Source organism: Protofrankia sp. CiP1_Cm_nod3 (genome assembly GCF_982290655.1).
Genome location: NZ_CEVIVD010000103.1, coordinates 2,022 through 4,206, shown reverse-complemented (window position 1 = coordinate 4,206; position 2,185 = coordinate 2,022). Strand labels below are relative to the sequence as shown.

At 72.5% G+C, this 2,185-nt stretch carries 2 protein-coding genes; both read left to right on the top strand.

The genetic code is table 11. The features are described from left to right. Positions 1–1,438: sensor histidine kinase (locus AC5LUJ_RS17580; protein ID WP_493465311.1), on the top strand; the 1,438-nt coding region annotated here is incomplete at its 5' end. Then, the coding region (locus AC5LUJ_RS17575) for a LuxR C-terminal-related transcriptional regulator (protein WP_493465310.1) at positions 1,435–2,185 on the top strand (751 nt) is incomplete at its 3' end. The genes AC5LUJ_RS17580 and AC5LUJ_RS17575, both read left to right, overlap by 4 nt.

Sequence of the window (2,185 nt, the reverse complement as noted above, 5' to 3'; positions counted from 1 at the left end):
CGGACGCCTGACCTCACGGGTACAGCGGCTGCTTGTCGCGGCCGCGTATGCCACGGCTTTCGGGCTTCCCTCGGCGGCAGCCCTGTTCTACGACACCCGCCAGCTGCCTGATTCCGTCCCGAACCTGCTGCTCGTCGCCGACAACATCCAGTTGGCTCAGGCAGCGAACCGGATCGAGGAGACGATCGGCGCGGCGATCGCCGTGGGTGTGCTGGTGCTGCTCGTCCGCCGCTGGGCGACGGCCAGCCGGCCGCTGCGGTGGGTGCTCGCACCGGTCTTCGTCACCGGCCTGGTGGGGGCTGCCGCCACGGTGGCCGGCGGGGTTGTGGGTTCGACGGGTCATCCGCTGTACTCGGCGTTCCTGTGGGTCTACTGGGTGGCGTTCTGCCTGCTGCCGCTGGCGTTTCTCGCGGGGGTCCTGCGGGTCCGGCTGGGGCGCACCGCCGTGGGGGACCTGCTGGGACGGTTACACGAGCCGCTGTCAGCCGCCGACCTGCAAGGACTCCTGGCGAGGTCGTTGGGCGATCCCTCGCTGCGGATCGGCTACTGGCGGCCGGAGTCCGGCACGTTCATCGACGGGGACGGCCAGCGGCTGCGGCTTCCGGAGGACGACTCACAGCGTGCCGTGTGGCCGGTGGAGCGTGACGGACGGCGGGTCGCGGCGCTGTTCCACGACCCGGCGCTGCGGGAGGACCCGCACCATCTCGACGCCGTGGCCGCCGCGGCCGGGCTGGCACTGGACAACCAGCGGCTGGCCGCCGAGGTGAACGCCCAGCTCACCGAGGTCCGGGCCTCGCGCGTGCGGATCGTCGCCGCGGCCGACGCCGAACGGCGCCGCCTCGAACGTGACCTGCACGACGGCGCGCAGCAACGGCTCGTCGTCGCGCGGCTGTTGCTGCGTCTGCTCCAGGAACGCCTCGACGGCACCGTCGACGAGCAGACCACGGCGCTGCTCGCGCGCAGTGCCGACGGGCTCGACAGGGCCATGGAGGAACTGCGGGCGCTCGCCCGCGGCATCCACCCCGCCATTCTCACCGAAGCCGGCCTGGTCCCCGCGCTGCGGGCGCTGGCCGAGCAGGCTCCGCTCGACGTGCGGCTGACGGCGGCCGCCGTGCCGCGGCTGGCCCCCGCCGTGGAGGCGACCGGCTATTTCGTGGCGGCCGAGGCGTTGACCAACACCCTCAAGTACGCCCACGCCGACCAGGTCCGGATCGACGTCGAACACGCCGACGGCCGGCTGCGCGTCGAGGTCACCGACAACGGAATCGGAGGTGCCGACATCACGGCCGGGACAGCGGGAACGGCGGGAACGGCCGGGACGGGCCTGCTCGGCCTGCGCGACCGGCTCGCGGCGCTCGACGGCACGCTGACCGTGCACAGCCCGGCAGGTCACGGCACCGTCGTCCGCGCGTTTCTCCCCACGGATGACCCGCGATGAAACCCTTGTCCTCGCCGTCCTCGCCGTCCTCGCCGTCCTCGCCGTCCTCGCCGTCCTCGCCGTCCTCGCCAGGCCGGTCCGCGGGATTACGGGTGGTGCTCGCCGACGACGCGGTGTTTCTGCGGGAGGTTGTCGCCGAGCTGCTCCGCGGTCACGGATGCGACGTCGTCGCGCAGGTCGCCGATCCGGCCGGTCTGCATGGCGCGATCGCCGCGCTGCGGCCCGACATCGCGGTGGTCGACATCCGCATGCCTCCCACCCACCATCTCGAAGGGCTCGAGGCGGCTGTCGCCATCCGCCGGGATCACCCCGACGTCGGCGTCCTGCTGCTCTCTCAGTACCTGGAGTCCCACTATCTGCCGGCCCTGTTCGGCGCGGGCGCCGGGAGCATCGGCTACCTGCTCAAGGAACGGGTCGCCGGGACGGCGGTCTTCCTGGACGCGGTCCGCCGGGTCGCGGCCGGCGGCTGCGCCCTCGACCCCGACGTGGCGGCGCTGCTGGTCGGCGGCCGGCACCGACGTGGCCCGCTCGACACGCTGACCGACCGTGAACGTGAAGTGCTCGCCCTGATGGCCGAGGGGCGTTCCAATCGCTCCATCAGCGACCAGCTCGTCCTCACTCCCAGGACGGTCGAGTCCCATGTACGCAGCATTTTCACCCGGCTCGGTCTGCAGCCGCAGCCCGACGACCACCGTCGCGTCCTCGCCGTCATCACCTATCTCCAGGCCACCGGCACGACCGCCACCC